The organism is Patescibacteria group bacterium, from assembly GCA_041662665.1.
Taxonomy (GTDB): domain Bacteria; phylum Patescibacteriota; class JABMPQ01; order JABMPQ01; family JAQVVF01; genus JAQVVF01.
Window position 1 is genome coordinate 480447 of record JBAZSC010000001.1, and the last position, 25396, is coordinate 505842.

General features: G+C 31.8%; 25 protein-coding genes and 1 tRNA gene. 17 read left to right on the plus strand and 9 right to left on the minus strand.

Annotated elements, in window-relative coordinates:
- Nucleotides 1-138: 138 nt before the first annotated feature.
- The 7 genes from WC663_02490 to WC663_02520 all read right to left on the minus strand — a co-directional run bounded on the left by WC663_02490 (nt 139) and on the right by WC663_02520 (nt 6598).
- Nucleotides 139-459 (minus strand): hypothetical protein, encoded by a 321-nt coding sequence (locus WC663_02490; GenBank protein ID MFA6296195.1) that lies wholly within the window; start codon nt 457-459, stop codon nt 139-141.
- 271 nt (nt 460-730) lie between these two features.
- Nucleotides 731-1144 (minus strand): hypothetical protein, encoded by a 414-nt coding sequence (locus WC663_02495; GenBank protein MFA6296196.1) that lies wholly within the window; start codon nt 1142-1144, stop codon nt 731-733.
- Nucleotides 1145-1218: 74 nt separating this feature from the next.
- Entirely contained in the window at nt 1219-2559 is a 1341-nt protein-coding gene (gene cysS, locus WC663_02500; protein MFA6296197.1) for a cysteine--tRNA ligase, read from the minus strand.
- A 236-nt stretch (nt 2560-2795) separates the two neighbouring features.
- On the minus strand, nt 2796-3326 hold the full coding sequence (locus tag WC663_02505; protein MFA6296198.1) for a hypothetical protein: 531 nt from the start codon (nt 3324-3326) through the stop codon (nt 2796-2798).
- A gap of 22 nt (nt 3327-3348) precedes the next feature.
- Entirely contained in the window at nt 3349-3816 is a 468-nt protein-coding gene (locus WC663_02510) for a hypothetical protein (protein MFA6296199.1), read from the minus strand.
- A 229-nt stretch (nt 3817-4045) separates the two neighbouring features.
- Complete coding sequence (locus WC663_02515; GenBank protein MFA6296200.1) at nt 4046-5449, minus strand: VCBS repeat-containing protein; 1404 nt, start codon at nt 5447-5449, stop codon at nt 4046-4048.
- Nucleotides 5450-5476: 27 nt separating this feature from the next.
- The gene (locus WC663_02520) at nt 5477-6598 is read right to left on the minus strand and encodes an AAA family ATPase (protein ID MFA6296201.1); all 1122 of its coding nucleotides are present in this window, start codon (nt 6596-6598) and stop codon (nt 5477-5479) included.
- 178 nt (nt 6599-6776) lie between these two features.
- On the opposite strand from WC663_02520, the gene WC663_02525 reads away from it, so the two are divergent.
- From WC663_02525 to dnaX, 6 genes are all read left to right on the plus strand, one after another.
- Nucleotides 6777-7226 carry a hypothetical protein gene (locus WC663_02525; protein ID MFA6296202.1) on the plus strand — a complete coding sequence of 150 codons (450 nt, stop codon included), beginning with the start codon at nt 6777-6779 and terminating at the stop codon, nt 7224-7226.
- Nucleotides 7227-7244: 18 nt separating this feature from the next.
- Complete coding sequence (locus tag WC663_02530) at nt 7245-9764, plus strand: type IV secretion system DNA-binding domain-containing protein (GenBank protein MFA6296203.1); 2520 nt, start codon at nt 7245-7247, stop codon at nt 9762-9764.
- A gap of 187 nt (nt 9765-9951) precedes the next feature.
- Nucleotides 9952-10545, plus strand: coding sequence for a hypothetical protein (locus WC663_02535; GenBank protein ID MFA6296204.1), 594 nt, complete (start codon nt 9952-9954; stop codon nt 10543-10545).
- 61 nt (nt 10546-10606) lie between these two features.
- The gene (locus tag WC663_02540) at nt 10607-11068 is read left to right on the plus strand and encodes a GtrA family protein (GenBank protein ID MFA6296205.1); all 462 of its coding nucleotides are present in this window, start codon (nt 10607-10609) and stop codon (nt 11066-11068) included.
- Between the two features lie 24 nt (nt 11069-11092).
- On the plus strand, nt 11093-11467 hold the full coding sequence (locus WC663_02545) for a four helix bundle protein (GenBank protein ID MFA6296206.1): 375 nt from the start codon (nt 11093-11095) through the stop codon (nt 11465-11467).
- Nucleotides 11468-11528: 61 nt separating this feature from the next.
- Complete coding sequence (gene dnaX, locus WC663_02550) at nt 11529-13205, plus strand: DNA polymerase III subunit gamma/tau (protein ID MFA6296207.1); 1677 nt, start codon at nt 11529-11531, stop codon at nt 13203-13205.
- Between the two features lie 118 nt (nt 13206-13323).
- On the opposite strand, the gene WC663_02555 is transcribed toward dnaX, so the two are convergent.
- Nucleotides 13324-13986 (minus strand): hypothetical protein, encoded by a 663-nt coding sequence (locus WC663_02555; GenBank protein MFA6296208.1) that lies wholly within the window; start codon nt 13984-13986, stop codon nt 13324-13326.
- A gap of 11 nt (nt 13987-13997) precedes the next feature.
- On the minus strand, nt 13998-14402 hold the full coding sequence (locus WC663_02560) for a DUF5655 domain-containing protein (protein ID MFA6296209.1): 405 nt from the start codon (nt 14400-14402) through the stop codon (nt 13998-14000).
- Between the two features lie 132 nt (nt 14403-14534).
- On the opposite strand from WC663_02560, the gene WC663_02565 reads away from it, so the two are divergent.
- The 11 genes from WC663_02565 (at nt 14535) to WC663_02615 (ending at nt 25305) form a co-directional block, all read left to right on the plus strand.
- Nucleotides 14535-14605: transfer RNA gene (locus WC663_02565), tRNA-Gln, on the plus strand.
- 26 nt (nt 14606-14631) lie between these two features.
- The gene (locus WC663_02570) at nt 14632-15165 is read left to right on the plus strand and encodes an NUDIX hydrolase (protein MFA6296210.1); all 534 of its coding nucleotides are present in this window, start codon (nt 14632-14634) and stop codon (nt 15163-15165) included.
- A gap of 108 nt (nt 15166-15273) precedes the next feature.
- Complete coding sequence (locus WC663_02575; GenBank protein MFA6296211.1) at nt 15274-15591, plus strand: hypothetical protein; 318 nt, start codon at nt 15274-15276, stop codon at nt 15589-15591.
- A gap of 83 nt (nt 15592-15674) precedes the next feature.
- Nucleotides 15675-16061: a hypothetical protein gene (locus WC663_02580; protein ID MFA6296212.1), complete on the plus strand. Its 387-nt coding sequence runs from the start codon at nt 15675-15677 to the stop codon at nt 16059-16061.
- 158 nt (nt 16062-16219) lie between these two features.
- A complete protein-coding gene (locus WC663_02585; GenBank protein ID MFA6296213.1) occupies nt 16220-17170 on the plus strand; it encodes a serine hydrolase in 951 nt (316 codons plus the stop codon).
- 127 nt (nt 17171-17297) lie between these two features.
- Nucleotides 17298-18539, plus strand: a complete 1242-nt coding sequence (locus tag WC663_02590) for an NAD(P)/FAD-dependent oxidoreductase (GenBank protein ID MFA6296214.1) — start codon at nt 17298-17300, stop codon at nt 18537-18539.
- Between the two features lie 347 nt (nt 18540-18886).
- Complete coding sequence (locus tag WC663_02595) at nt 18887-19372, plus strand: FKBP-type peptidyl-prolyl cis-trans isomerase (GenBank protein ID MFA6296215.1); 486 nt, start codon at nt 18887-18889, stop codon at nt 19370-19372.
- 140 nt (nt 19373-19512) lie between these two features.
- Nucleotides 19513-21315, plus strand: coding sequence for a translational GTPase TypA (gene typA / locus WC663_02600; GenBank protein ID MFA6296216.1), 1803 nt, complete (start codon nt 19513-19515; stop codon nt 21313-21315).
- 266 nt (nt 21316-21581) lie between these two features.
- Nucleotides 21582-21899, plus strand: coding sequence for a CxxC-x17-CxxC domain-containing protein (locus WC663_02605; GenBank protein ID MFA6296217.1), 318 nt, complete (start codon nt 21582-21584; stop codon nt 21897-21899).
- Between the two features lie 182 nt (nt 21900-22081).
- Nucleotides 22082-22447: a hypothetical protein gene (locus WC663_02610; protein MFA6296218.1), complete on the plus strand. Its 366-nt coding sequence runs from the start codon at nt 22082-22084 to the stop codon at nt 22445-22447.
- 365 nt (nt 22448-22812) lie between these two features.
- Entirely contained in the window at nt 22813-25305 is a 2493-nt protein-coding gene (locus tag WC663_02615) for an ATP-grasp domain-containing protein (protein ID MFA6296219.1), read from the plus strand.
- Nucleotides 25306-25396: the final 91 nt, after the last annotated feature.

Here is a 25396-nt window from a genome sequence, read left to right on the forward strand (position 1 = left end):
CAGCGATTACGTGAAATTAAATTACAATGTATTCATATCAATATATCATTTTAACATAAAAAAACAATCCTCAAAGTTGAGGATAATTTAATAATAAAAAAAGATCCAGAAGGATCTAAATAAAGAACATGATTATGTTTAGGCAGAAGGCGCGTGCATTACAATGAGGTTGAGAAGCTGAGTCTTATCGAGTCCAAGCCTCGTTGCCCAAGAACCAAATGTGTCATGACGAGAGTCAACATTCATCTGACGACTCAATTCATCAATAAAGAAATGAAGGCAGGCTCCCATTTGCTTTTCGTCTTTGCATGGGCATACCATTTTTACAATGCGACCACGACGCTTTTCGCGAGTGTAAATAAAAATGGAACGGCTTTCTGCACCAGCTTTTGGACAATCCTCAGTAACGTCAACAACCTTTTCAGTCACGCAAGTTACACCTGTGGCAGAATCAGACAAGCCACTTTTATACGTAAAAGGATTGAGCACCTTTGCCATGTCTTTCTCCTCCTTGGCCTGGTTTTCCGGCCATCAAAAAAAGCATTAATCATAATAGCTCTTTTTTAATAAAATATCAAGATTTTGTTATCTTTATAAGTTCCCTTAAGGTTGAGGATAATTATGGTATAAAAAAATTCTCAAAAAGAGAATCATCAAGGATCTTCGTAAAAAGCATAAACAAAATCATCTTTGTCATAATCATATTCAGTTTTAAGACGTGCACAAAAATTTACCTTCCAAAGACATCTTCCCAGGGATTTGGATCTACATAAAGAGCATAAACATAATCATCTTTGTCATAATCATGGCCAGTTTTAGACGTGCCCAAAAATTTACCATTACAAGTTATTTCATTCCATTTCTCTAGTGTCACCGTTTGAATAATTATTCCAGTAGTGCCTGGCGAAGCATCAGTTTTTTCTTTGCAATTAAGCTGAGCATCTTTTTTTCTCAGAACAATATAAACAACACCATCTGATGAAAATTTTTCAATCTTCCTAATATAACCGTCGAGACATAACACTGTGAACTCGAGTTCATTACCCGTAAGATCAGATATCCCAAGATGTCCAATCTTTTTTGCTAATTTGTTATAAAGAGCAAGCTTTTGACGCATTTCTTGAATTGGCGTCTTCGATCCCATCGCTTCCTCCTTGGCCTGGTTTTCCGGCCATCAAAAAAGAGCTTTAATAATAATAGCTCTTTTTTAATAAATTATCAAGATCTTGTTATCTTTGCTCCTTTTTCAGTATCTTCAATTTCAAATCCTGCTTCTATAATTTTGCTTCGCAATTCATCGGCTTTTTTCCAATCCTTATTTTGACGGGCAAATTCACGTTCTTCTACTAATCTGTTTACAAATTCCGGAACATCAATTTTTTCAATCTTTTTTAAATTTAATCCCAAAACTTTATCAAAATCAATTAGAGTTGCTTTTTTAATTCCATCATCTAAATCAGACTTTAGCATTTCCCAAACAACAACCAAAGCCTTTGGCATATTTAAATCATCATTTACAGCCTCTAAAAATTTTAGCTCATACTCTTTATCAATTTTACCAATCTTACTAATTTTACCGATTCTTTCATGAAGTTTATTCAAAGAATTTTGAGCAGATTTCAATCCAGACCAGCTGAAATTTAATTTTGTTCTATAATGCGCTGTTAAACATAAATATCTAAAGTCAAGAGGGGAGAAGCATTCTTTTTTTAAGTCATTTAGAGTATAAAAATTGTGCAAGCTTTTTGACATTTTTTTGCCATCTGCTAAAAGATGCTCGCCATGAATCCAATAATTTGCCAAAGGTTTTCCTGTTTTACTTTCTGATTGAGCAATTTCATTTTCGTGATGGGGGAATATTAAATCAACGGCACCAGCATGAATATCAATTGTGTCTCCCAAAGCATCTTGAGCCATTGTTGAACATTCAATATGCCAGCCAGGTCTCCCCTTGCCTAATTTTGTCTCCCAAAAAACTCCGCCATCTTTTTCTGTCCAATTTTTCCATAGCACAAAATCCCGTAAATTATCTTTATCATATTCATCAACATTTACTCTCGCGCCAATTTTTATTCCTGCTTTATCAAGATGGGAGAGTTTGCCATAATCTTTAAACTTATTAATTTTGAAATAAACAGATCCATCATCTACCTTGTAAGCAAAGCCTTTGTCTAGTAGTACCTGAATAAAATCAACCATTTTTTCGATATACTTTGTTGCATTTGTAACAACATCAGGTTTGATTATATTTAATTCTTTTAAATCTTCAAAAAATTTATTTTCATAATTCTTTGTCAATTTTGCCAATTCATTTTTATTGCCATTAGCTGCTTTAATAGTTTTATCATCAACATCAGTAATATTCATGACATGTTTTACTTTGAAATTATTATAAAGCAAAACTCTCTTTAGAATGTCTCCTAAAGTATAAGTCCGCAAATTACCAATCTGAGCATAATTATAAACAGTCGGCCCGCAAACATATAGACCAACTTGATTATCTTTTAATGGTTTAAATTCTTCAATTTCTCTTGATAATGTATTGTAAATTTTTAGCATAGTTTTGGTTAAGGGTTACTACCCAGCTTTTGCTGGGGTTCGGTGAACTTTAGTTCACAGTCGAGTTTCTTGCTGCAACTAAAGTTGCCCAAACCCCAACTAAAGTTGGGTCATAGATTTCTACCTTTAAAATATCATTTTTAAAATTATTTTACAAATAGCGCATTCGAAAAAGAATTAGTAAGATTCGAAAACGCATTCGAGTGAGGCACAAAAAAAGAGACCAATAATAGTCTCTAAACCTCCAAAAAATGAACGATTTCTGCCTCAATTAATTCAAAAGGACGTCCTTTCTTGATCTTTAAAATCATTCCAACATCAATTCCAGAAAATTCAGAAGAAGTCAAAAGCGCCAAGAAATGCGGATTAAAATTTCCGATCATGACAAGCTTTTTCTTTGTCTTCAATCTGCCAACAAGTTCATCATATGTTCCAATTCCGCCCTCAAAAGCAATCACCAAATCTGGCGCATCAATCAAAAGTTGCCGTCTGATTGCAGGTCCGAAATCAATTTCTTCAAAACCAGGAAATTGAAGTTTTAACAAGCTTGTATTGATTGAGCCAGGCGTTGTGATCTTTTTTTCAAGCAATGACTGATAAACGATTCCAGTTCCGCCTCCAATGAAGCAAGCCTGCATAATACCCGAGTTGATACCTCCATGAACTACTAAATGTCCTAATTGAATCAATCTTTGCGTAATTCTTTCCGCCAATTCTTTGTCCAAACCACCGCACACTGCTCCGCCAATGATTGCGATTCTGGCCATCTCTCTCCCTCCTTCTTTGTGGCTAGGAAAACAGAAGACTAAGCACAATGAAGATAATTATTGTTACGAGCGCAATAATCCAATGAAATGACGTTTCAAGATAAATAAAGAATAGATCATACTTCGTCAGTGGTGTCGTTTTCTTAGCTGCAAGGCAAAGTATCTGGAGTCCAAACATCAACGCAAAAAATACAATGATTAGGGTATTCAGCCAAGATGGTGAATTATAAAAATATGTTGCGGTCCGAGAGTGAAAAGAGACAGCTACTGTACAAACGCAAGAAATAAGAAATGCCATGGCAAGCTTGATATTAGTCGGAGAATGTGTTTCATAAAGCTGATCTACGCTTATTCTCTTACCAGCATTATAGTCAGCGAGAGCAGTCATCAGAGGTCTAACTTTTGATGCAATATATTTGTAGGTTAGAACAATTGCAACTGTCATAGCAAGAAAAATAATAACTTCAAAAACAATTGTTCCTGTGCTCATTGTTCCTTATCCTCCCTCTCTTCTGGACTATACATTTTATTGTCAAAAGAACAATCAAAAAATTATATAATCAAAATACTTTTTTGTCAAATCAAAAAAGCCAGTATTTAACTGGCTAATATTTCACCCTTTGGGTGACCACCCGTAGGGTGGTAATATCCGAATTTCCTAATATCCGAATATTCTAATTTCTAATATTCCAAAATATTTCTAAAAATCAAAACGAAAATTAAAGACTTCCAGAATTACGGACATCAGCTCTTTTCATCGGCCATTCTGCTTTTCCAGATTTATCAAAAAAATCAGACAAATTCCAGATATAAACGGAACTATCAGAAAGGCTAGAAATAACTTCCAAAACCTTGTTATTATCAACATCAGATAAAGATGGATATGTTAAAAAATTTCCACCTTTTGATTCAGTAGCTAATGGCCATGAATCTCTAATTTCTTCGCCATTATTTTTCCAAGCATAAATTCGATCATCAGAAGTACCTAAGACTTCAATATTTTTATCATCATTAATATCCGCCAAATTAATATATTTTATTGTCTGTGCAGCAGTTTTTGGCCAGCCCTTAATTTCGGATCCTAATTCGCCTAAGACATGTACTCCAGATTTATTAGCAAAAGAAATATTGGCAATTTCATTATTATCAACATCACCAAGAGCTAAATCAGAAACTCCATCTTCAAAATTTATTGTCAGTAATTGCTCTCCAGTTTTTGAATAAACTAAAATGTCTTTTTCCTTTGTACTAACAATAATATTCATGTCAGTCTTGTTAGTAACATTTCCAATTACAACTTCCATATTAGCAGAAGCAGAATCAATTGTTTTAGGATATCCAGATAATGTTTGTCCATTATTTTTTAAAACAGAAAGCTCATTTTTTCCTGAAGACAAAGAAGTGAAAATAATTTCAGATTTTGTGTCAGAATCTAAATTGGCAGTTGCTAAATCAGAACTTATTTTTTCACTTGTTTCTTTTGGCCAGCCAGACACAATTTCGCCAGCATTAGATATGACATAAATAATTCGATCGCCAAATGCAGCAATTTCCATTTTATTATCAGAAGTAATATCAGAAATAACAGGAGTTCTTTCTGATGCCAAATTATCTAATGTTTTTGGAAAACCATTTTTAATATCAGCATTGCCGCTAAACGCGTAAACAGCTTTGTTTGTTGAAATCACAACATCAAGCTTGCCATCCAAATCCAAATCTCCAATTGCTGGAACTGATGTACCTAAATATTCATCAATTTTTATTGGCCAATTTGGAACTTCGGATCCATCATCATTTAAAGCATAAACTAAATGCTCATTTGTCCCAAAAATAATTTCTGGCTTTTTGTCAGCATCAATATCACCAACAGTTGTTCTTGATGGAAGACCGCTGATACTTCTTGGCCAGCCAGCTTTGTAAACCAAAACAGGAAATAAATCTTTAATGTTTGGTCCGCTAGCTTTTTTCTTTACAATTGATTGTGGAATGATCTGTTCATTTTTGTAGGCGCCTTTATATACAGTATATCCCATTGCTGCCATCATCGCAGCACCAGCAAATAGAACGCCAATCAAAGTGCCAACACGAACTTTGGTTTTTGTTTGTGTTAGTGTTTCGGGCATAATTTTGTTATTTAGTTATTTTGTTATTTAGTCATTAATTTCTTTTCCAGTCCATTCTTCCAAAACTTCATCAATATCAATAGCTTTTATTTCAGGAAGTTTTGTTCCTGCTTTATCCTCTTGTGCTGACAATTGCAATCTTTCAATTTTTTCATTAACCTCTAATTCTTTTTGAGATAATTTTTTAATTTCTAATGGAGAAGTTGTTTTTTCTCTTTGTTGCTGAACTTTCAAAAGTTTTTCTTCAAGTTGCTTAATTTTGCCAGGAGCATCAATAACTTGCAATCTAACCATTGCCGAAGCTTCATCAATTAGATCAATTGCTTTGTCTGGCAGATATCTATTTTTGATATATTTATCAGATAATCTAGCAGCTGCCTCAATTGCTTCAGGAGTAATAATTACTTTATGATGATCTTCATAAACTTTTTTTAGACCATTTAAAATTCTAATTGTCATTTCAACATCAGGTGGCTCAACCATAACAGGCTGAAAACGTCTCTCCAAACTCGCTTCTGGTTTTATGTATTGATTATATTCATCCAAAGTTGTTGCACCTACAGCCTGCAGATCACCACGAGCTAATGCTGGCTTAATAATATCAGAAGGATCCAAAGCGCCTTCAGCGCCTTTTGATTGAACAATAAGATGAACTTCATCAATAAATAAAATAATTGTTCTATTTGAAGCTTTTAATTCATCCATTACTTTTCTTAATCTTTGTTCAAATTCTCCTCTATATTTTGTGCCAGCAATCAAACTACTAACATTGAGAGCTAATACTCTTTTGTTTTGCAAACTTTCTGGAACTTTTTTCTCAACAATTCTTTGCGCTAATCCTTCAACAATTGCAGTTTTTCCAACGCCAGCTTTACCTAAAAGAATTGGATTATTTTTTGTTCTTCTAGATAATATTTGAGTGATTCTTTCAATTTCAGATTCGCGGTCAATGACTGGATCCAATCTTTTTTCTCTGGCATCAGTAGTTACATCTCTAGAATAAGAATCCAAAATTGGAGTTTTTCCTCCGCCCTTAGGCATTTTATAACTAGATCCTCCTGATCTTTTGAATCGATCGCGATTCATCCAAATTAAATAACCTAAGGCAACAACAACCAAAAAAACAATTCCCCAAATACCAGTTGACATAAAATTTTATTTTAATTTTAAATTTGATCTTAGAAGAATTTAACTTTCTTCTTCTACCTATATTTTAATAAATAAATTATACAATAAAATAAAAAAAATAACCAACTAACAATTAACAATAAAGCAATTTAACAATTTTTAATTATATGTTAATATATTTGTAAGTTAACATTTATCTATGGCAACAAAACAACACGAAACAGCTCCAGACGTAGAATCGGAAATCGAAAAACTAAAAGCTCAACTTGAAGAAAAAGAAAAAATGCTTGCAACTCAAAAAGCTGAAGCACCACAAGAAGCAACACAACAAGTTGAACAAAAAGAAGAATTAGAAAAAAGAGAGCAAGCAGAAAAAGCAGTCGCTGAAATAAAAACAGCGCCAGCAAAAGAACAAAAAACTGTTTCACCTTCAATGACTGATGCTGATTTAGTCAAAGATCTCCAAAGTGTAATGACTATGGACAAGCCTCAACAAGTCAAGACCTTGATCTATTTAGCATTTAAAAAAGGAGTTCGATATTCTTTTAGCATTGCAAAACAATTAAAAGATCCATATCTTTTAGACGAATTCCATGATACACTAGTAGATGAACTTTATCAGCAATTGTTGAAAAAACGCAAAATTTAAATAAAACAAATCTAAAAAATGCAAAATCAAATCCAAAGCTTAATTAGCTCAATTAACCAGTCTTATTTTGGTATTATTTTTATTATCGGTTTTTTTGTTTTAGGAATAATTTTGATTTTCATTTTATTATCAGTAATGCGTAATAGAAATGTCATTCCGCATTCTTTAAATATGATTACTTTGCTTATCTCGGTTCCAAAAGAAGGCAAGCAAGCCATGGAAGAAGCAAGAAAGGAAGAAAAAGAAATGATTTCTGTTGCTGAAACAATGTTTGCAAATATTTATTCAATAGAGACAGCATCAAATCGTTTTATGTCTGGACTTTATGGCAAGGAATATGTTGCTTTTGAAATTGTTGCACACAATGGAGAAATTCGTTTTTATGTTTCAACTCCAAGAAGACTAAAAGATTATGTAGAGAAAACAATTCATTCTCAATATCCAAAAGCCTACATTTCCGAAGAAGGCGAATACAATATTTTCAAACCAAAGAGCCAAGTAAAAGGCACAATGTTAGTTTCTGAAAAACAAAATTTTTTACCTATTAAGACTTATCAAACACTAGAATCAGATCCTCTTAATGCAATTACTAATGCCTTAAGCAAATTAGATGAAAAAACAGAAGGCGCAGGAATTCAGTACTTAATTAGACCAGCAAGTAAGGCTTGGATGAAAAAAGGTCCATTTATCGCCAGAAAAATGCAACGAGGTGAAACTTTTGAATATGCTTCTGCAGGTCTTTTTGGTAAACTTTTTAAAAGAAAACAAGAAGGCAAATCTACAGTTTTAGAGCAAGCTATTTTGCCAGGTACGAATCCTCAACAGCAACAAATGGAACAAACAATGCTCTCTCCAATGATTCAAGAACAATTAAAAGCATTGGAAATCAAATCTTCTAAGCTTGGCTTTGAAACAAATATCAGAATTATTTCGTCATCAGATATGGAAACAAAAGCAGAAGCAAATTTAAGAAATATTGTCGGTGCTTATACACAATATGTTGATAATAATGCTAACAAATTTATAGAAAAAAAAGTCAGCACAAAAAACGTTGTTCAAGGCTTCATTTTTCGAACTTTTGATGAAAAGAGAAAATGCATTCTAAATACCGAAGAATTAGCTTCATTATTTCATTTGCCAACAAAATTTACTGAGACTCCAAATATTCATTGGCTATTAGCGAGAGATGCTCCAGCTCCTCCAAACACTCCAAAAGAAGGATTATTATTAGGTAAAAATGTTTTTCGTGGAATTGAGACTCCTATTCATATTAAAGATGATGATCGAAGAAGGCATATGTACATTATCGGTCAAACTGGTGTCGGTAAGTCAAATCTTCTTACAAATATGATTATTCAAGATATTCAGAATGGCAAAGGACTTTGCGTTATTGATCCTCATGGCGATTTAGTAGAAAGCATTTTACCTTTTGTTCCAAAAGAAAGAGTTGATGATATTATTTTATTTGAGCCATTTGATATTAATCGTCCAATGGGTTTGAATATGCTTGAATTTAAGACCGAAGATCAAAAAGATTTCGCTGTTCAAGAAATGATGGCAATTTTCTATAAATTATTTCCTCCAGAAATGATTGGTCCTATGTTTGAGCACAGCATGCGTAATGTCATGCTGACATTGATGTCTGACAAAGAAAATCCAGGAACTTTAGCAGAAATTCCTCGTATGTTTACAGACAATGATTACGCAAAAGAATGGATTGCAAAATTAAAAGATCCAATTGTTAAAGCTTTCTGGGAGAAAGAAATGGCAAAGACCTCAGATTTCCACAAATCTGAAATGCTCGGTTATTTAATTTCAAAAGTTGGTCGTTTCGTTGAAAATGAAATGATGAGGAATATTATTGGTCAAAGCCATTCTTCATTTGATTTAAGAAAAATAATGGATGAAGGCAAGGTTTTGCTCGTTAATCTTTCCAAAGGCAAAATGGGAGAAGCAAATTCATCTTTGCTTGGTTTAATTATCGTTTCAAAAATCCAAATGGCTGCATATTCAAGAGCTGATATTCCAGAAGAAGAAAGACGAGATTTTTATCTTTATGTTGATGAGTTCCAAAATTTCGCAACAGATAGCTTTGGCTCCATTCTGTCTGAAGCTAGAAAATATCGACTAAGCTTAATTGTTGCACATCAATATATTGCTCAGCTTGAAGAAAAAATTAGAGATGCTGTCTTTGGCAATGTCGGTTCTTTCTGTTCATTTAGAGTCGGCGTTGCAGATGCCGAAATCGTTGCCAAAGAATTTGATCCAGTTTTTAATGAAAACGATGTTATCAATATTGAAAAATTTCATGCTTATATCAGATTAATGATTGAAAGCGCAAAATCAAAAGCATTCACAATGGGAACTTATCCGCCATCAGAAGGAGCAAATCAAAAAATCGCTAATGCTGTTCGAGAATTATCTCGCTTGCAATATGGCAGAAGCAGATCAATGGTAGAATCAGAAATCATGGAACGAGCTCAAATCGGTGTTGCCGAAAAAAAGGCACTTGAAGTAGCTGGAGAGAAAACTTTATAGCGAGAATTATGAATCAAGAATTACGAATCATGAAATCATTATTCTTTATTCATAATTCATTATTCATCAAAAATACTTGCTTATTTTAATAAATATGCTAAAATAAAACCATTACATTCGCATATTTGTAACATTTGCATAAATTCGTATATTCGTATTATACTTTAAATAAAATAAAAACAAATATATGTCAAATCAAAAACCAGTAGACTTAGAATTTTTGCGACAGATGCTTCAAAGCGCTGAGCGCAATATTCAAAGCGCAATGCGACTTTTAGAAGACAAAAAAGAATTAACTTCTGCCGAGATCAAACAGCTTGAAAAAAGAGATAATGATTTCAAGAAAAAAGCAAAGAAACTTTCTATATTAGAAAAAGACAAGATAATCGAAGGTGTTTTTGATGGACAAAACATGATTGGACCTGATGAAAAACAATATCCAATTCCTGCAAATTATGCTTCAAAATCAAAATTAGTTGAAGGCGATGTTTTGAAATTGACAATTGCTGGTGACGGCACATTTATGTACAAGCAAATTGGTCCAATAGAGAGAAAGAAAATAATTGGTACGATTATCAAAGAAGATGGTGAAATAAAAGTTAATGCAGAAAATAAAAAATACAAATGTTTGACAGCATCTTTGACATATTTCAAAGCTGAAGAAGGCGATCAAGTCACAATTATTGTTCCAAAAGATAAAGAAAGCACTTGGGCTGCTGTAGAAAATGTCATCAAAAAAAATAATGGTGACGCTGTTTTGTCAGATGATTTAGAGATCTAACGCAACAGATTTTCACAGATTTAAGACAGATAATGACAAATTACGCAGATTAATTTTACTTATGAACTTCATAGATAAAATCACTCAAAAATATCCAACAGTATATCAATTTTTTAAATTTGTTGTTACTGGCGGTATAAATACTATTGTTGATTTTGGCGTTTTGAATATTTTAATTTTTTCGACTAGCAAATCATCTGGAATTTATTTTTCAGTTTTTAAAGGTATTTCATTTACTGTCGCAGTTATCAACAGTTATTTTTTCAACAGATTCTGGACATTCAAAGACCGTCAAGAAAAAAATCCAGCAGCTCAATTTGGTAAATTCATTTTAATTAGTGTTATTGGTTTTGGAGTTAATGTCGGAGTCGCATCTTTGATTGTAAACGTTATTGGCGCGCAATTTGGAATTACCGAACATCTATGGGCTAATATCGGTGCTCTTTTAGCAACTGCAGTCTCATGGATTTGGAATTTCACAGGTTATAAATTTTGGGCTTTCAAGAAAACAGTTAACAATTAACTTTTAACAGTTAACAAACTAAAAATGTTTACGAGGGATAAAACATTTAGGTTCCGAAATTTTAAGGTATACAAAGATTCTAAAATTTTTTATAGAAATATAAATAATATTACAAAGATATTTCCAAAAGATTGCCTTTATGAATTAACTAGTCAGTTAAAAAGAAGTGCACTATCAATTGTTTTAAATATTGCTGAAGGATCAGCAAAAGAATCGGATAAAGATTTCAAGAGATATTTAGGCAATTCTCTTGGATCAATTAATGAGGTAGTAGCTTGTTTAGATATAGCTTTTGAAAGTAAGTATGTTTCAAATGAGGTCTACTTGAAACTTGTTGACCAGGCTCAAGGTATAGCAAAACAGTTAGGAGGATTTTACAAAAAATTAAAAAATAGTTAGTATTTAATAGTTAACATCAGTCAATTGTTAACTGTTAAATGTTAACTGTTAACTGTTAATTATGTTGGCTCTATACCGTAAATACCGACCGAGCAAATTTCAGGAGGTTATCGGCCAGGATCATATTACACAAACATTAATCAATTCTTTAAAGATGGGCAAAATGCAACATGCCTATCTTTTTTGTGGTCCAAAAGGAACAGGAAAAACAACAATGGCAAGGATTATTGCCAAAGCTGTCAATTGTTTAGATTTAGAAAATTTAAAACAAACAGGCGAGCCATGTTTGAAATGCGAAAATTGCAAAGAAATCCAAAATAATTCTTTAGATATTATTGAAGTTGATGCTGCTTCAAATCGAGGTATTGATGAGATTCGAGAGCTTCGCGATGCTTCCAGATTTACGCCATCAAAATTAAAATTTAAAGTTTTCATTATTGATGAAGTCCACATGTTAACAAAAGAAGCTTTTAATGCGCTTCTTAAAACATTGGAAGAACCGCCAGCTCACATTCTCTTTATTTTAGCAACAACCGAACATTTTAAAGTTCCAGATACAATCAAATCTCGTTGTCAGCGCTTTGATTTAAGAAAGATTTCAATTGATAATCTAATTTCTCATTTAAAAACTATTGCAGAAAAAGAGAATATTAAAATAGATGATAATTCTTTAAAATTAATTTCTGCAAATGCCAGCGGTTCATCAAGAGATGCTTTAAGTTTATTAAGCAGTCTATCCGCATTTGCTGATTCCAATTTAACTTATGAAAAAGTTAAGGAAATATTAGGCATTACTGATCAAATCATTTTAACAAAGTTTGTTGATTTCATAATTAACAAAGATTGCCAATCAGCAATTAAACAAATTAATGAATTAGTTGATAATGGCGTTAATTTAAATCAATTCAGCTTAGATCTAATTGATTATTTAAGAAAATTATTGTTATTGAAAGTAAGTCCAGAATTATCAAATCTTTCCGGATTTAGTATTTCGGATGAGCAAACAAAAAAAATGCAAGATCAAGCTTCAAAAATTGATCAGATTTTTTTATTAAAATTTATTGATTCAGTAATAAAAAGAAGCAAAGAAATTAACGATACGCCATTTGTCCAACTTTCACTTGAATTAGCAATTATTGAAAATTTGCCAGAAAAAACAAATGTTCAACAACAACCAGAATTGCCAGTAGCGCCAGATTTGCAAAAGCCTATTGTCGAAAATAAAATAGAACAGCAAACTGTTAGCCAAGCAAAACCAATAATCAGCGAAACACCAAAAACAGAAATTGCCAAGCCAGTTGTTGCAAATAATAATGAAGCTGCAAAACCAATTACTCAAAATAACTTGCCAAGCCAAAATCAACCATTTAGCGATTTGAATATTTCTAAAATTCAAGGACAATGGCCGAAAATAATTGCCGAGATAAAAAAAGCAAATTATTCTTTAGCAGGCATTTTGAATACTTTGAAATTAATCAGTTTAGAAAATAATTTCTTAACTCTTGCATGTCCATATCCATTTCATCAAGAAATAATTCATGAAATGAAAAACAAGATTTTACTTGAGGAAGCAATTACTAAAATAGTTAATACAAAAATATTAACGAAGCTCATCTTGATGAAAGATTTGCCAAAAGAAGTTCAAGAAAATATTAATAAAGAAAACGTCCAAAAAGAAAAACAAAAAACAGCAGATCTTTATAATGCTGCTGTCTCTGCGTTCACAGACAATATATAATTTTTATAACCATTAGATATATTTTCTGCATTTTCTGCGATTAATAATTTTGCAATCAAAAATTATTAATTCTGCGTCAAAAATTTTGTCACAAAAATTTTTGACTCAGCGTAGATAATTATTCTTCGCCTCCAGTCCCGCCACCGCCAGTTTCACCTCCGCCTCCTCCTTGTCCGCCAGAAAGCATTGAGTCAATTTTTGCTGCATTATCCTCTTCAGCTTTGTCCAGCTTTTCAAATTGATTTGATTTAGACGCTCTATCAAAATATTTTGTTTGTTCACTTTGTTCCAATCTATCAATTTCTTCTTGAGAATATCTACTTCGATCAACATCAGAACTTGGCTGTCTCTGTAAGCCTTGCTGTTGTTGGCCAGCTTTCTGCAATCTAACGTCTTCTTCAACTTGTCTTCCAAAAGCTCCTGTTTGAGATATCTCGCCTTGTTGCTCAACTTTTTCTACCCATTCAGGAGTTTTCATTCCACCTTTTTGCATTTCGCCTTTTTGTATCTCCTGTCCTTTTACTTCTCTTGAAGGCATTTCTGGTTTTTTGAAAGTTTCTTGTTTTGCTTGAGTTGGTTGCTCAATAGTTTTCATTACCTTTTTGGCACCGGATTCACTCATGCCTTTTTCCTTAAGAAATCTCTCAGTTTCACTTGTCGACATCTTGTAGCCTGGAGCTTCTTTTAGAATATTTTTTGCTGTTTGTCCGCCTCTTTGCGACCAAGATGTTTTTGAGCCTTTCATTGCTTGTTTTAATTCTCTTTTTCCGATGTATGCCATATTTTTATATTTTAATTTTTTAAATTATAGGATTGTTTAAGCCATTTCATCAATTCTGCATTAATATCTTTTTGATCATGAACATCTATGCAAATTTTATAAAAATTTGCAGAAATTAAAACGCATTGTTTCAATCTTAATTTTTTAATTTTCTTATCAAAAGCAAATCTTATTTCCAGACCATCTTTTTTAGGTAATATTGCGACAAAATCATAATTGCCATATAAATGTATGCAACACGGCAAAGAAATTATTTTGCATTTTCCAACTTTTTTATTAACTTGTTCAACAAAATAATCAAAAATTTTCTTAGCCTTTTCTTTATTTTTAAAATGTTGTTGAAGAGGAATTTTTTGGCAGCTATGAGGTTGTCCTGTTTTTTCAAAAATCCTTCCGCATTTTTTGCAAGTCCACATAATTATTTCTTAATATTTTAACATTTTTAGTATATCATATTTGACAATATTTTAAAGCAAGGATAAAATATTCGTAATGTTAAGTTCAAAGTAATTTTTCATTTATAATTTAGCATTTATAATTCGCAACGTTCCGGGGTCGTCTAATGGTAGGACAGTAGCCTTTGAAGCTGCTTATCTTGGTTCGAATCCAAGCCCCGGAGTTTTTGTACTTAAAAATTAGTAAAACATGAAAATAAATTGGGATAAAATTAGCGAAAAAAGTATAGAAAAATCAAAATGGCGTAAAATGATTAGAAGAAAATTTGCATTTCCAAATGGCAAAGCAGTCGATTTCGATTTAAAAAAAGAAGGTCCATTTGTTTGCATTTTAGCGATAACAAAAAATAATAAAGTAATACTTGCAAAACAATTTCGTCCAGGTCCAGAAAAAATATTATTAGAATTGCCAGGCGGTTATATAGACAAAGGCGAAACACCAGCAAATGCAGCTAAAAGAGAATTATTAGAAGAAACAGGATATATTGGCAAAATAAAATTTATTGGCAAAAGCTTAGACGATGCATATTCAACTTTAATTAGATATAATTTTGTTGCAACTAATTGCATTAAAAAAGATGTTAAAAATATTAAAAAAGATCAAAATGAATTTATTAAAATTGTCGAAATGCCAATTAAAAAATTTCGTCAGCATTTACAAAGTGGTATGCTGACTGATATTGAAGTCGGATATCTTGGATTGGATTTTCTCAAATTACTTTAAAATTATAAAAAAAGCTGCAACAAAAAATATTACCATTTTTAATTGCCAAAAAAAATGATATACTAAATATATAAAAATTATCTATAAAACAAAATTAAATTTTAATTTATGGCATGTTTTGTAGCACCAACTGTTGCAGCAATTATTGCAACTGCAGTTAGAAAAAAAGTTAGTCTAAAATATCATTTCGATTGGCTATTATTAATGCTTTGGGGAGGTGTAATTGTTTTAGTTGTAGACCATTTAGCTAGTGGAGAATTAATTTTAAGATTCCCATTTTTGACAAGGAGTTTGTCTGATATTGTTCCAGAAATAATAAAAGTCGGAATACCAATGACCATTGCAATCTTTAGTGCATGGATAATAATGGTTTTTCTCTCGTTAAAGATTAAAAAACCTAAAAACAATTTATTAACTAATCATTAGCAAATAATTAGCAGTTACAAAAAATTGAATAAATTTTTTTAACAGCAAATGATTAGCGACTTATTAATTAACATAAAAACAAAATGGAAATCTTAGCATCAATCCTAGGGATCATGCTTGCAGCTGCAGCCATTGCCGCAGTCATCAGCGCATTTTTCTTTTGGATTGGAGGTAAAATCGTCGGTGTAAAAAAAGCAACATTCGGCAGAGCAATTTTAGCAGCTATTGCTGCAGCAGCTGCAACTTGGATGATTTCATGGTTAATGTCATTCATTCCAGGTGTTGGCACAGTTTTAGGATTCATTTTAGGTGCAATTATCGTCATTTTCATTATTAAAGCATCATTTGAAATTGACACTTATGGCAAGGCATTTTTGGTTTGGATTTTCTATTTAATTGCACAAGGAATTGCAATTTTTATCGTTCTTCTTACTTTTGGCGGAGCTTTGATTGACTTATTCAACAAATAAAAGCTTTCAATTTAAAAAGACTAGTATCATCATATTAGTCTTTTTATTTTGTAAAAATTTAAATTTACTAAAAGCATTGCAAAATTTTAGTAATGTGGTATAATAATATACCGTAAATTCTAAGCTAATTATCAGGAAAAATCTATACTTTAAATTTCATGAATTCAAATAAACTTCAGGATAAAACAAAATTTATCAGACGTAAAATAATCCAATGTTTTTTGGCATTATTTGTCTTGGCAATTAGCTCTTTATTAATTAAAGAGCATTATTTCAATAAAAAAGATATTAATATTACAAAAGAAGCAGAAGCAAAGTCAGAAGAAATAGTGCCAAAACCTGTACAATTGCCAAAGGAGATTGATCCGACCCAAACAACAAAATCATTAGAGAATTATTTAACAAATTTGTCTGGAGAATATGGATATTCTGTCATTGATTTAAAAAGCAACAAAAGTTATGGTTCAAGAGAGAGTAATCAATATTTTATGGCTAGCACTTGCAAAGTTGCTATTTCAGCCTATTTGTATAGTCAGATAGAATCAGGTAAGATTAATCCAAATACTAAACTTATTTTCCAAAAAAGGTTTTATGAAAATGGTACTGGTATTTTGCAGTTTGAAAAACCAGGAAAATCATACAAAATTAGCTATCTAAATGAGTTAATGATTCAAAAAAGCGATAATGTTGCGACAAATATTTTAATTAATTATTTAGGAGTCTCAAATATTCAGACTTTCTTAAATAATTATAAAATCACAGGAATGAATATTTCAAGCAATACTACAACTCCAAAAGCGATGTCATCTTTACTGCAAAAAATTTATAAAAATGAGATCATTTCCAAAGAATCAACAGACAAGTTAATTTATTTAATGATTAATTCGATTGATGATGATCGCATCGTTGCCGGTGTTCCAGCAAATATCATTGTTGCTCATAAAATTGGCAGTTATGGAAAAACAACTAATGATGTTGGCATAGTTTACTTGAAACATCGACCATACGTAATTAGCATCTATTCCAAAAAAACATTAAAACAAGATATTGCCGAAATAGCGATTGCCAAAATTTCGCAAACAATTTTTGAATTTGAAGATTCACAATAATTATAAATAAAATGAGGTAGCATGTCTGCATTTTCCGCGTTAGCTTCCGCGCAATTCCGCGTAAATATATAATCACAGAAAAACGCATAAATGAACGCAGAAAACACAAAATAATATCTCAACATAAATGAAAATACAATACGATTTAATAGTAATTGGTGCAGGTCCAGCTGGAATCATAGCTGCTGGCAGAGCAGGCGAGAGAGGTCTTTCCGTACTTTTGATTGAAAAAAATCCAAGAATTGGCGCAAAATTATTATTAACAGGCAAAGGCAGATGCAACATTACTCATCAAGAAGATGATCCAAAAAATTTCATCAACCAATTTGGCAAAAACGGAAAATTTTTATACAAAGCTTTAAATAATTTTAGCATTCAAGATACATTAAATTTCTTTCATAAATTAGGTATTAAAACAAATGTTGAGCGAGGCAATCGAGTTTTTCCATCAACTGGTTCAGCATTAAACGTTGTTATGGCATTAGAAAGATATTTGATCAGAAACAAAGTTCAATTATCAGCAGACACTAGAGTTTTAAAAATTGTTAAAGAAGGCAACAGAATAATTAAAATCAAAACATCAAAAGGCGATTTTATAGCCAAAAATTATTTATTAACAACTGGCGGAAAATCATATCCAGAAACAGGCGCAACAGGCGATGGCTTTGAATTTGCAAAAGAATTAGGGCATAATATAATTCCTCCAAAGCCAGCATTAACTCCAATTCTAGTTAAGGAACAATTGATTAAAGATCTGCAAGGTCTGAATTTAGAAAATGTTAATATCAGTGTTTACCAAAATAACAAAAAGCAGGATGAAAGATTTGGTGAAGCGTTATTTACTCATGAAGGAATGAGCGGACCAATCATTTTAGACATGAGTAAAAAAATTGGAGAGTTGCTAAAAAATGGACAAGTTGTTTTGCAAATAGATTTTAAACCAGCACTAGATTTTCCAAAATTAGATTTAAGAATTCAAAGAGATTTCAAAGAATTCCATAATAAAGAATTTAAAAATAGCTTAAATAAACTTTTACCGCAAAAATTGATTCCAGTAATTGTTAAATTATCCAATATCAATCCAGATAAAAAAGTAAATTCAATTACCAAAGAAGAAAGAAAAACCTTGATTCATTTATTAAAAGAATTTAAACTAGAAGTTCAGGGGCTAACTGGTTTCAAAAAAGCAATTGTAACTTCAGGCGGAATAGATTTGAAGGAAATTGATCCAAAGACAATGAAATCAAAAATTATTAATAATTTATATTTTGCAGGTGAAATCCTAGATTTAGATGGACCAACTGGCGGATATAATTTGCAAGTTTGCTGGAGTACTGGATATTTGGCTGGAGAAAACGTTACTAAATAAAAAAACGGTATGAACCGTTTAGTAATGAGCAAAAAATATTCTTTAAAAGTTTAGTGGAGAAAAAGATTAAGGCAAAGGAAATCCAAGAACAAAATGGCCAAAAGCAATGTAACCTGCACAGAACAAAAAGCATAAAAACATTAATTTTAAAAAAGCCTGCCAATCGACATAATCAATATTCCATGAGACTGTCCATTTGCGCATCCGTCTTCTCCTTTTCTAGAATGAGCTAAACTAATCATAATCTTACCTAATAATTTGTCAATTAATTAAATCTAATGAAAAAAAGTTACATCGCAATCGCAGTCGTTATCATCGCAATTATTTTAATTTTTATTTTTACAAAAATGAACAACAAAACAACAACAAACGAAAATCAAAATCAAGAAAATACAAATCAAACAGAAGTTGCTAAAAATGAGAATGCTAATGTAAATGCAAGCGTTAACGAGCCAAAAAAAGCTAATGAAGCTAACGAAGTTGGAGATGCAAAATTAGGAGATGCTAATGGTCTTAAATCTGAAATTTTGAAACCAGGAACAGGTGATAAGCAAGTCAAGAATGGTGATCTTGTTTCAGTTCATTACAAAGGAACATTAGAAAACGGCAAAGAATTTGATTCAAGTTACAAATATAATCAGCCATTTGAATTTACAGTTGGAGCAGGCGAAGTTATTAAAGGTTGGGATTTGGGTTTAGTTGGCATGAAAATTGGAGAAAAAAGAAAATTAACAATTCCATCAGAATTAGGCTATGGCGAAAGAGGTGCAGGTACTGTTATACCTGGCAATGCAACTTTAATTTTTGAAATAGAATTATTAGAGATAAAATAATATCAGATTTGACACAAAGATAATAATTTAGTATACTAAATCTACGAAATTCTACTGAATTTTCAGTAGAATTTTTGTTTTAAGCTTCCGCATTTTCTGCGTAAGCTTCTGCGTTTTTCCGCGTAAAAATAATTCTTATGATAAACATTAGAAATATCGCAATCATCGCTCACGTTGATCATGGCAAAACTACTTTAGTTGATGCGCTTTTGAAGCAATCAAAAACACACATGAAAAAAGAGGTTTCTGAAAAAACCTGCATTATGGATAGTAACGAATTAGAGCGTGAAAGAGGAATTACAATTTTCTCCAAAAATGCTTCAGTAATTTATAAAGGAACAAAAATTAATATTATTGATACTCCAGGTCACGCTGATTTTGGAGGTGAGGTGGAAAGAGTATTAAAAATGGCTGATGGCTGTTTGCTTTTGGTTGATGCCAAAGAAGGTCCAATGCCTCAAACAAGATTTGTTTTGAAAAAAGCATTAGAAATGAAACACAAAATTATTGTTGTTATCAATAAAATAGACAAGCCATTTGCAAGACCTCAATATGTTTTAGACAAGACTTTTGAATTATTCTTAGAATTAGGCGCTGATGATGAATCAGCTGATTTTCCAGTTATTTATGCATCAGCAAAACAAGGAAAAGCTGGCACAACTCCTGAATTAGAAAAAATGACTGATATCACTCCATTGTTTGATTCAGTTTTAGAAAATATCAAAGCTCCAACTGGAAGTGATAGCGAGCCATTGCAAATGTTAGTTACTTCAGTTAGTGAAGACAATTTTAAAGGCAGAATTGCAATCGGCAGAATTTACAATGGCCAAATTAAAAATAAGCAAGAAGTTATTCAAATCAATCGCGAAGGCAAACACATCAAAGCTTGGTTAACAGCATTGATGACTTTTGATGGTTTAGAGCGATGCGAAGTTGATCAAGTTGGTTGTGGAGATATTGTCGCAATTTCTGGAATTCCAGAAGTTAAAATTGGCGAGACAATCGCTGATCCAGCAAATCCAAAAGCATTGCCATTATTGAGTATTGAAGAGCCAACTATAAAAATGACTTTCAGTATTAATGATTCTCCATTTGCAGGAAATGAAGGTAAATTTACAACTTCAAGACAAATTGCTGAAAGATTACACAAAGAATTAAAAACTGATATGGCTCTAAAAGTTTTAGATACTGCCGAAGGAACTTGGATTGTTTCAGGACGCGGTGAATTGCATTTGGCAATTTTAATCGAAAGAATGAGACGTGAAGGATTTGAATTCCAAGTCTCTCGTCCTCAAGTAATTTACAAAGAAGTCGATGGACAAAGAATGGCTCCTTATGAGAGAATTTTTATTGAAGCTCCTGAAAAATATCAAGGCATAATTATTCAAAAATTAGGCAGTCGCCATGCCGAATTAGTTGATATGAGAATTGACAGCGGAATCGTTTATTTAGAATTTACAATTCCAACAAAAGGCTTGTTCGGTTATCGCAGTCAATTTAAAACAGATACTCATGGCTTAGGCATTATGAATGCAAGTTTTTACAAATATCAGCCAGATAATTTTGTATGGAAAGAAAGAGATCAAGGATCTTTAATCTCAAATGAAAAAGGCAAAACTTGTCATTATGGTTTAACAAACGTTCAAGATCGCGGTGTCATGTTTTTCCATCCTGGTATTGATGTTTACGAAGGCCAAGTTGTTGGTCAGCATTCTAGATCAAATGATTTAGTTGTTAATGTTTGCAAAGAAAAAAAATTATCAAATATGCGTTCAAAAGGCGAAGGTGTTGCTGTCCATTTTAATGCTCCAAAAGTAATGGATCTAGAAGACGCATTAGAATATATTGCTGATGATGAATTAGTCGAAGTTACTCCTTTAAATATCAGAATCAGAAAGAAATATTTATCAGAAAATGACAGAAGAAAACACACACGTAAATAATAACCGCTAATTTCTAATTTCTAATTTTAAATTTCTAATTTTCATTAAATTTTCAATATTTAATTTCTAAACACTACGAAAAGCAAATGAAAATTTAAGCATTAGATATTTAATAGAAATTAGTAATTAGAAATTGAAAATTCGTCAGTTCAGAAAATCTATTTACTTTTTTAAATAATAGTATATACTATATTTAAGCTTACAAGTTGTCTTAAACAACTTGAGGTCGAGTAGGCGGTTATATTAAATTTTAATTACAAAAAACGATGTTTAATAACGATAACGGCGCTCCAAGACAAATGGTACAAGGTAACTGGACATGTTCAGATTGTGGTAAAGAAATCACAGAATTACCTTTTCAACCATCAGGAGACAGACCAGTACATTGCAAAGAATGTTGGGCAAAAAAAAGATCAGAAAATAGATCAAGTTTTCAAGACAGAGCACCAAGACAAATGGTGCAAGGAAATTGGGCTTGCTCAGAATGTGGCAAACCAATAACAGAATTACCTTTTGAACCAAAAGGTGATCGCCCAGTATTATGCAAAGATTGCTGGAGAGCAAAAAGACCAGCAAGATTCTAATTAGATTCTTAAAAAGTCTTTCTTAGTCAGCCGTAGTGCTTTGCACGAAGGCTGATGATAAATAAGACCGCTGTAAAAGGCGGTTTTATTGTGCAAAAATATTTTCTTGATTTAAATATTTATAGTGCTATACTAAACAAACTGGCAACAAGCCAGTTCACGCGACAAAGGAGGAAAGAAAAATGGGACCAGGTGAAAAGCCGATCCATTTGCACGTTGCTGAATTAATCCGAGTTTGTGCCTGCAGATGCTCCAATTTAGCAGAAATTCCTGCCGAAGAAAAAATCCACTTGCCTCGAATTTTGCGACTGCTATGTTCAATCCTTGAAAATTCAAAGCTAAGTGAGATTGAAATACCAGAAATTGAGCATGAATTAGAAGGAGTAATCGGCATATACTGCAGAAAAGATGAGAGAATTAATCCTAATGATGAAGCAAATGTAAATGAAATCAGATTCGATGATTTTGATGCCCAAACGAGAATAACATTGTTAAGTCTAAAATTAGAACTGGAAAGAAAGCGTCAAGAATCAAAGAAATCAAGTTAGCTGTACCTTTTTATGAGCATTTGCTCATTTTTTTATCCACAATTATATTATCTTTACATTAAAAATCATGTTGTTATACTTAAGCATACATAATTTTCAATTACAAAACATTAATTTAGCATCCGAATAATCCGCATGTAATCCGTAAGACTCCGTGAGAATCTATTGACAAAAGGTAGGGTATCTGCTATACTAATATATTAATTTTTAACAAGGCAAAGACCATAATACAATGATGCAAAACGATGATGTCCCTCTTCCTGAGGAAAATTATCAAGTAAGCAAAACAATCATAAATTTAATAACTACTAACAGAAGTCACTAGTTTTTTGGGCTTCTTTTTTAATTTACAAAATAATTTATATATGAAAAAAAACAATTCTTTAGAAGGCAAAACAATTCTCTTAGTCAATACTGGCACATCCAAGAAAAAATTTATCATCCAAAGATTAAAAAAACTTGGCTTGAATATTGTTGTTTTACATAAAGAAAAAAACTGGGCAAAAGATTATGTCAAAGATTGGATTATTGCCGATACATATAATCATACCGAATCATTATCAAGAGTTCGAGAATATATTGAAAATCATCCAAAAAGAAAAATTGATGGTGTTATTACTTTCTGGGAAGATGATATTTTGTTAACTTCAAAAATTGTTGATCGATTCAATTTTATTGGCATTCCTTATGACATTGCTCGTCAATGCCGTAACAAATATTTATTCCGCCAATTCTGTGAAAAAAATGGCATCAAAGCTCCAAGACATAGAATTGTTCATACAAAAAAAGATTTAATCAAAGTTGCCAAAGATTTTAAATTTCCATTAGTTATAAAACCAGCTTTTGGTTCTTCTAGTGCTTATGTTGTCAAAGTTCACAATATGGAAGAATTAGCTGAAACATTTAATTATGTTAAAAAGAATATTTCTACAGATTCAGAATCAGCTTTGACTGATGGTTTTGAAATTTTCGTTGAAGAATATTTAGATGGCGATGAAGTTGATATTGATATTTTAATGCAAAATGGCAAAGCTAAATTTCATTCAATTTCTGATAATTATAATAAAAGCCATAATCAATTTTTCGTTGATAGTGGACAAGCTATTCCTTCCAGTTTGCCAGCAGAAAATCAGGAAGAATTATTAGACTTAGCTGAAGAAACATTAGAAAAATTTGGCATTCAAAATGGCTGTATTCACTTTGAAGCAAAATCTACTCCAAAAGGAGCTTATCCAATTGAATTGAATTTGCGTATGGGTGGAGATTATGTTTATTCTTATACTAAATCAGCTTGGAATATAGATTTGATTGAAAATTCTGTCAAAATCGCAACTGGTGAATTTATAAAAATTAAACAAAAAGAAACACCAGATAAATATCTAATTGGTTGGGATTTGCATCCTGATCAATCAGGCATGCTAGTTGAATTAGACATTGATGAAGAATTAAAAAATAAAAAATGTTTAGAAGATCTTAATTTATATAAAGAAATAGGTGATCCAATTTTGATTCCTCCAGAAGGTTATGAAAGAATTGGCTGGCTTACTGTTTCTGGTGAAAATCCATTAGACGCTCAAGATAATTTAAAAGATGTTTTAAAGCACATCAATTTTCGAGTTACCAAATTTGATAATGAATCATCTTTAGGCAAGACATCTCGTCTTAATAGTTTATCAGCTGCAGTATTCAATAAAAACTTATTATTAAGCGCTGCAAAATTCGCCAAAGTCAGACGCATTGATAAAAAAGACCAGCGTAATCTGCATATTGGCATAGTTGGCAATGCAGTTGATTATTCAGTTTCAAATACTTTTAAAACTGAATCAATTGGTCAAGCAATGGTCAAAACTTTGCGCAATCGCGGTTATCAAGTTACTTTTTTTGACTTCAATAATTTAACAAAAGCGTTTAACGAATTAAAGCACAGCGATATTGATCTAGCCATAAATATTTGTGATCGTTTAAATAATTCTGAAAAAGCGCAAGCAGAAGCTGCTGCAATTCTTGAATCATTGCAAATTCCTTATGTCGGTTCTGATTATTTTACGCTTGCTTTATGCCAAGACAAAATCAAAGTTAAAAAATTATTAAGTTATCACAACACACCAACACCAGCTTGGGATTATGCTTATGAATTAGATGAAGAAATTAATCCAGATTTAAAATATCCATTAATTGTCAAGCCAGGAAATGCAGACAGCGCTATTGGCATTACAAATGATTCAGTTGTTAAGAATAAAAAAGAATTAAAACGACAATTGAAAAAAATTATCGGCGAACTTGGCATGCCAGCTTTGGTTGAAGAATATATTGAAGGCGATGAATATGATGTTTCAATTTTAGGAACAGAAATAGAAGACATTAAAGTTTTACCTTTAGCTCGTTCTAGTTTCAAAAAACTTCCAAAAGATTATTGGCACATTTATACTTATGACGCAAAGCATCAAAAAAATCATCCAATTTACAAAAAAATTAGAGTTGAACGTCCAGCCAAAAATTTAAGCAAAAAATTAGAAGCTTTAGTAACAGAAATTGCAATTGATGCTTATGCAATTCTTGATTGTCGCGATTATGGTCGCGTAGAAATCAGAGTTGATTCAGATGGCAATCCATATGTTTTGGAATTAAATCCAAATACATCAATTGGTAATATTGACTTTTTGCCTCAAGCAGCAAAATTAATGGGTCTTGAATATGCGGACTTTTTAGAAGAAATAATTAATCTAGCAATCACTAGATATAAATCTCAAAAAACTCCAGTGCCATTTGCTAATGGACATGCTAAAAAGAATAATGTCCTAAGGCAAACTGCAAAAATCAAAAATATTTCGCCAGAAGCAATAGCTGTTCAGCAATAAAATATAATAAAATAAATCCTCGCTCATGCGGGGATTTTTGTTGACTTTTTTAAATTAAAATAGTATGCTCTAACACGTAACCAACTCAACC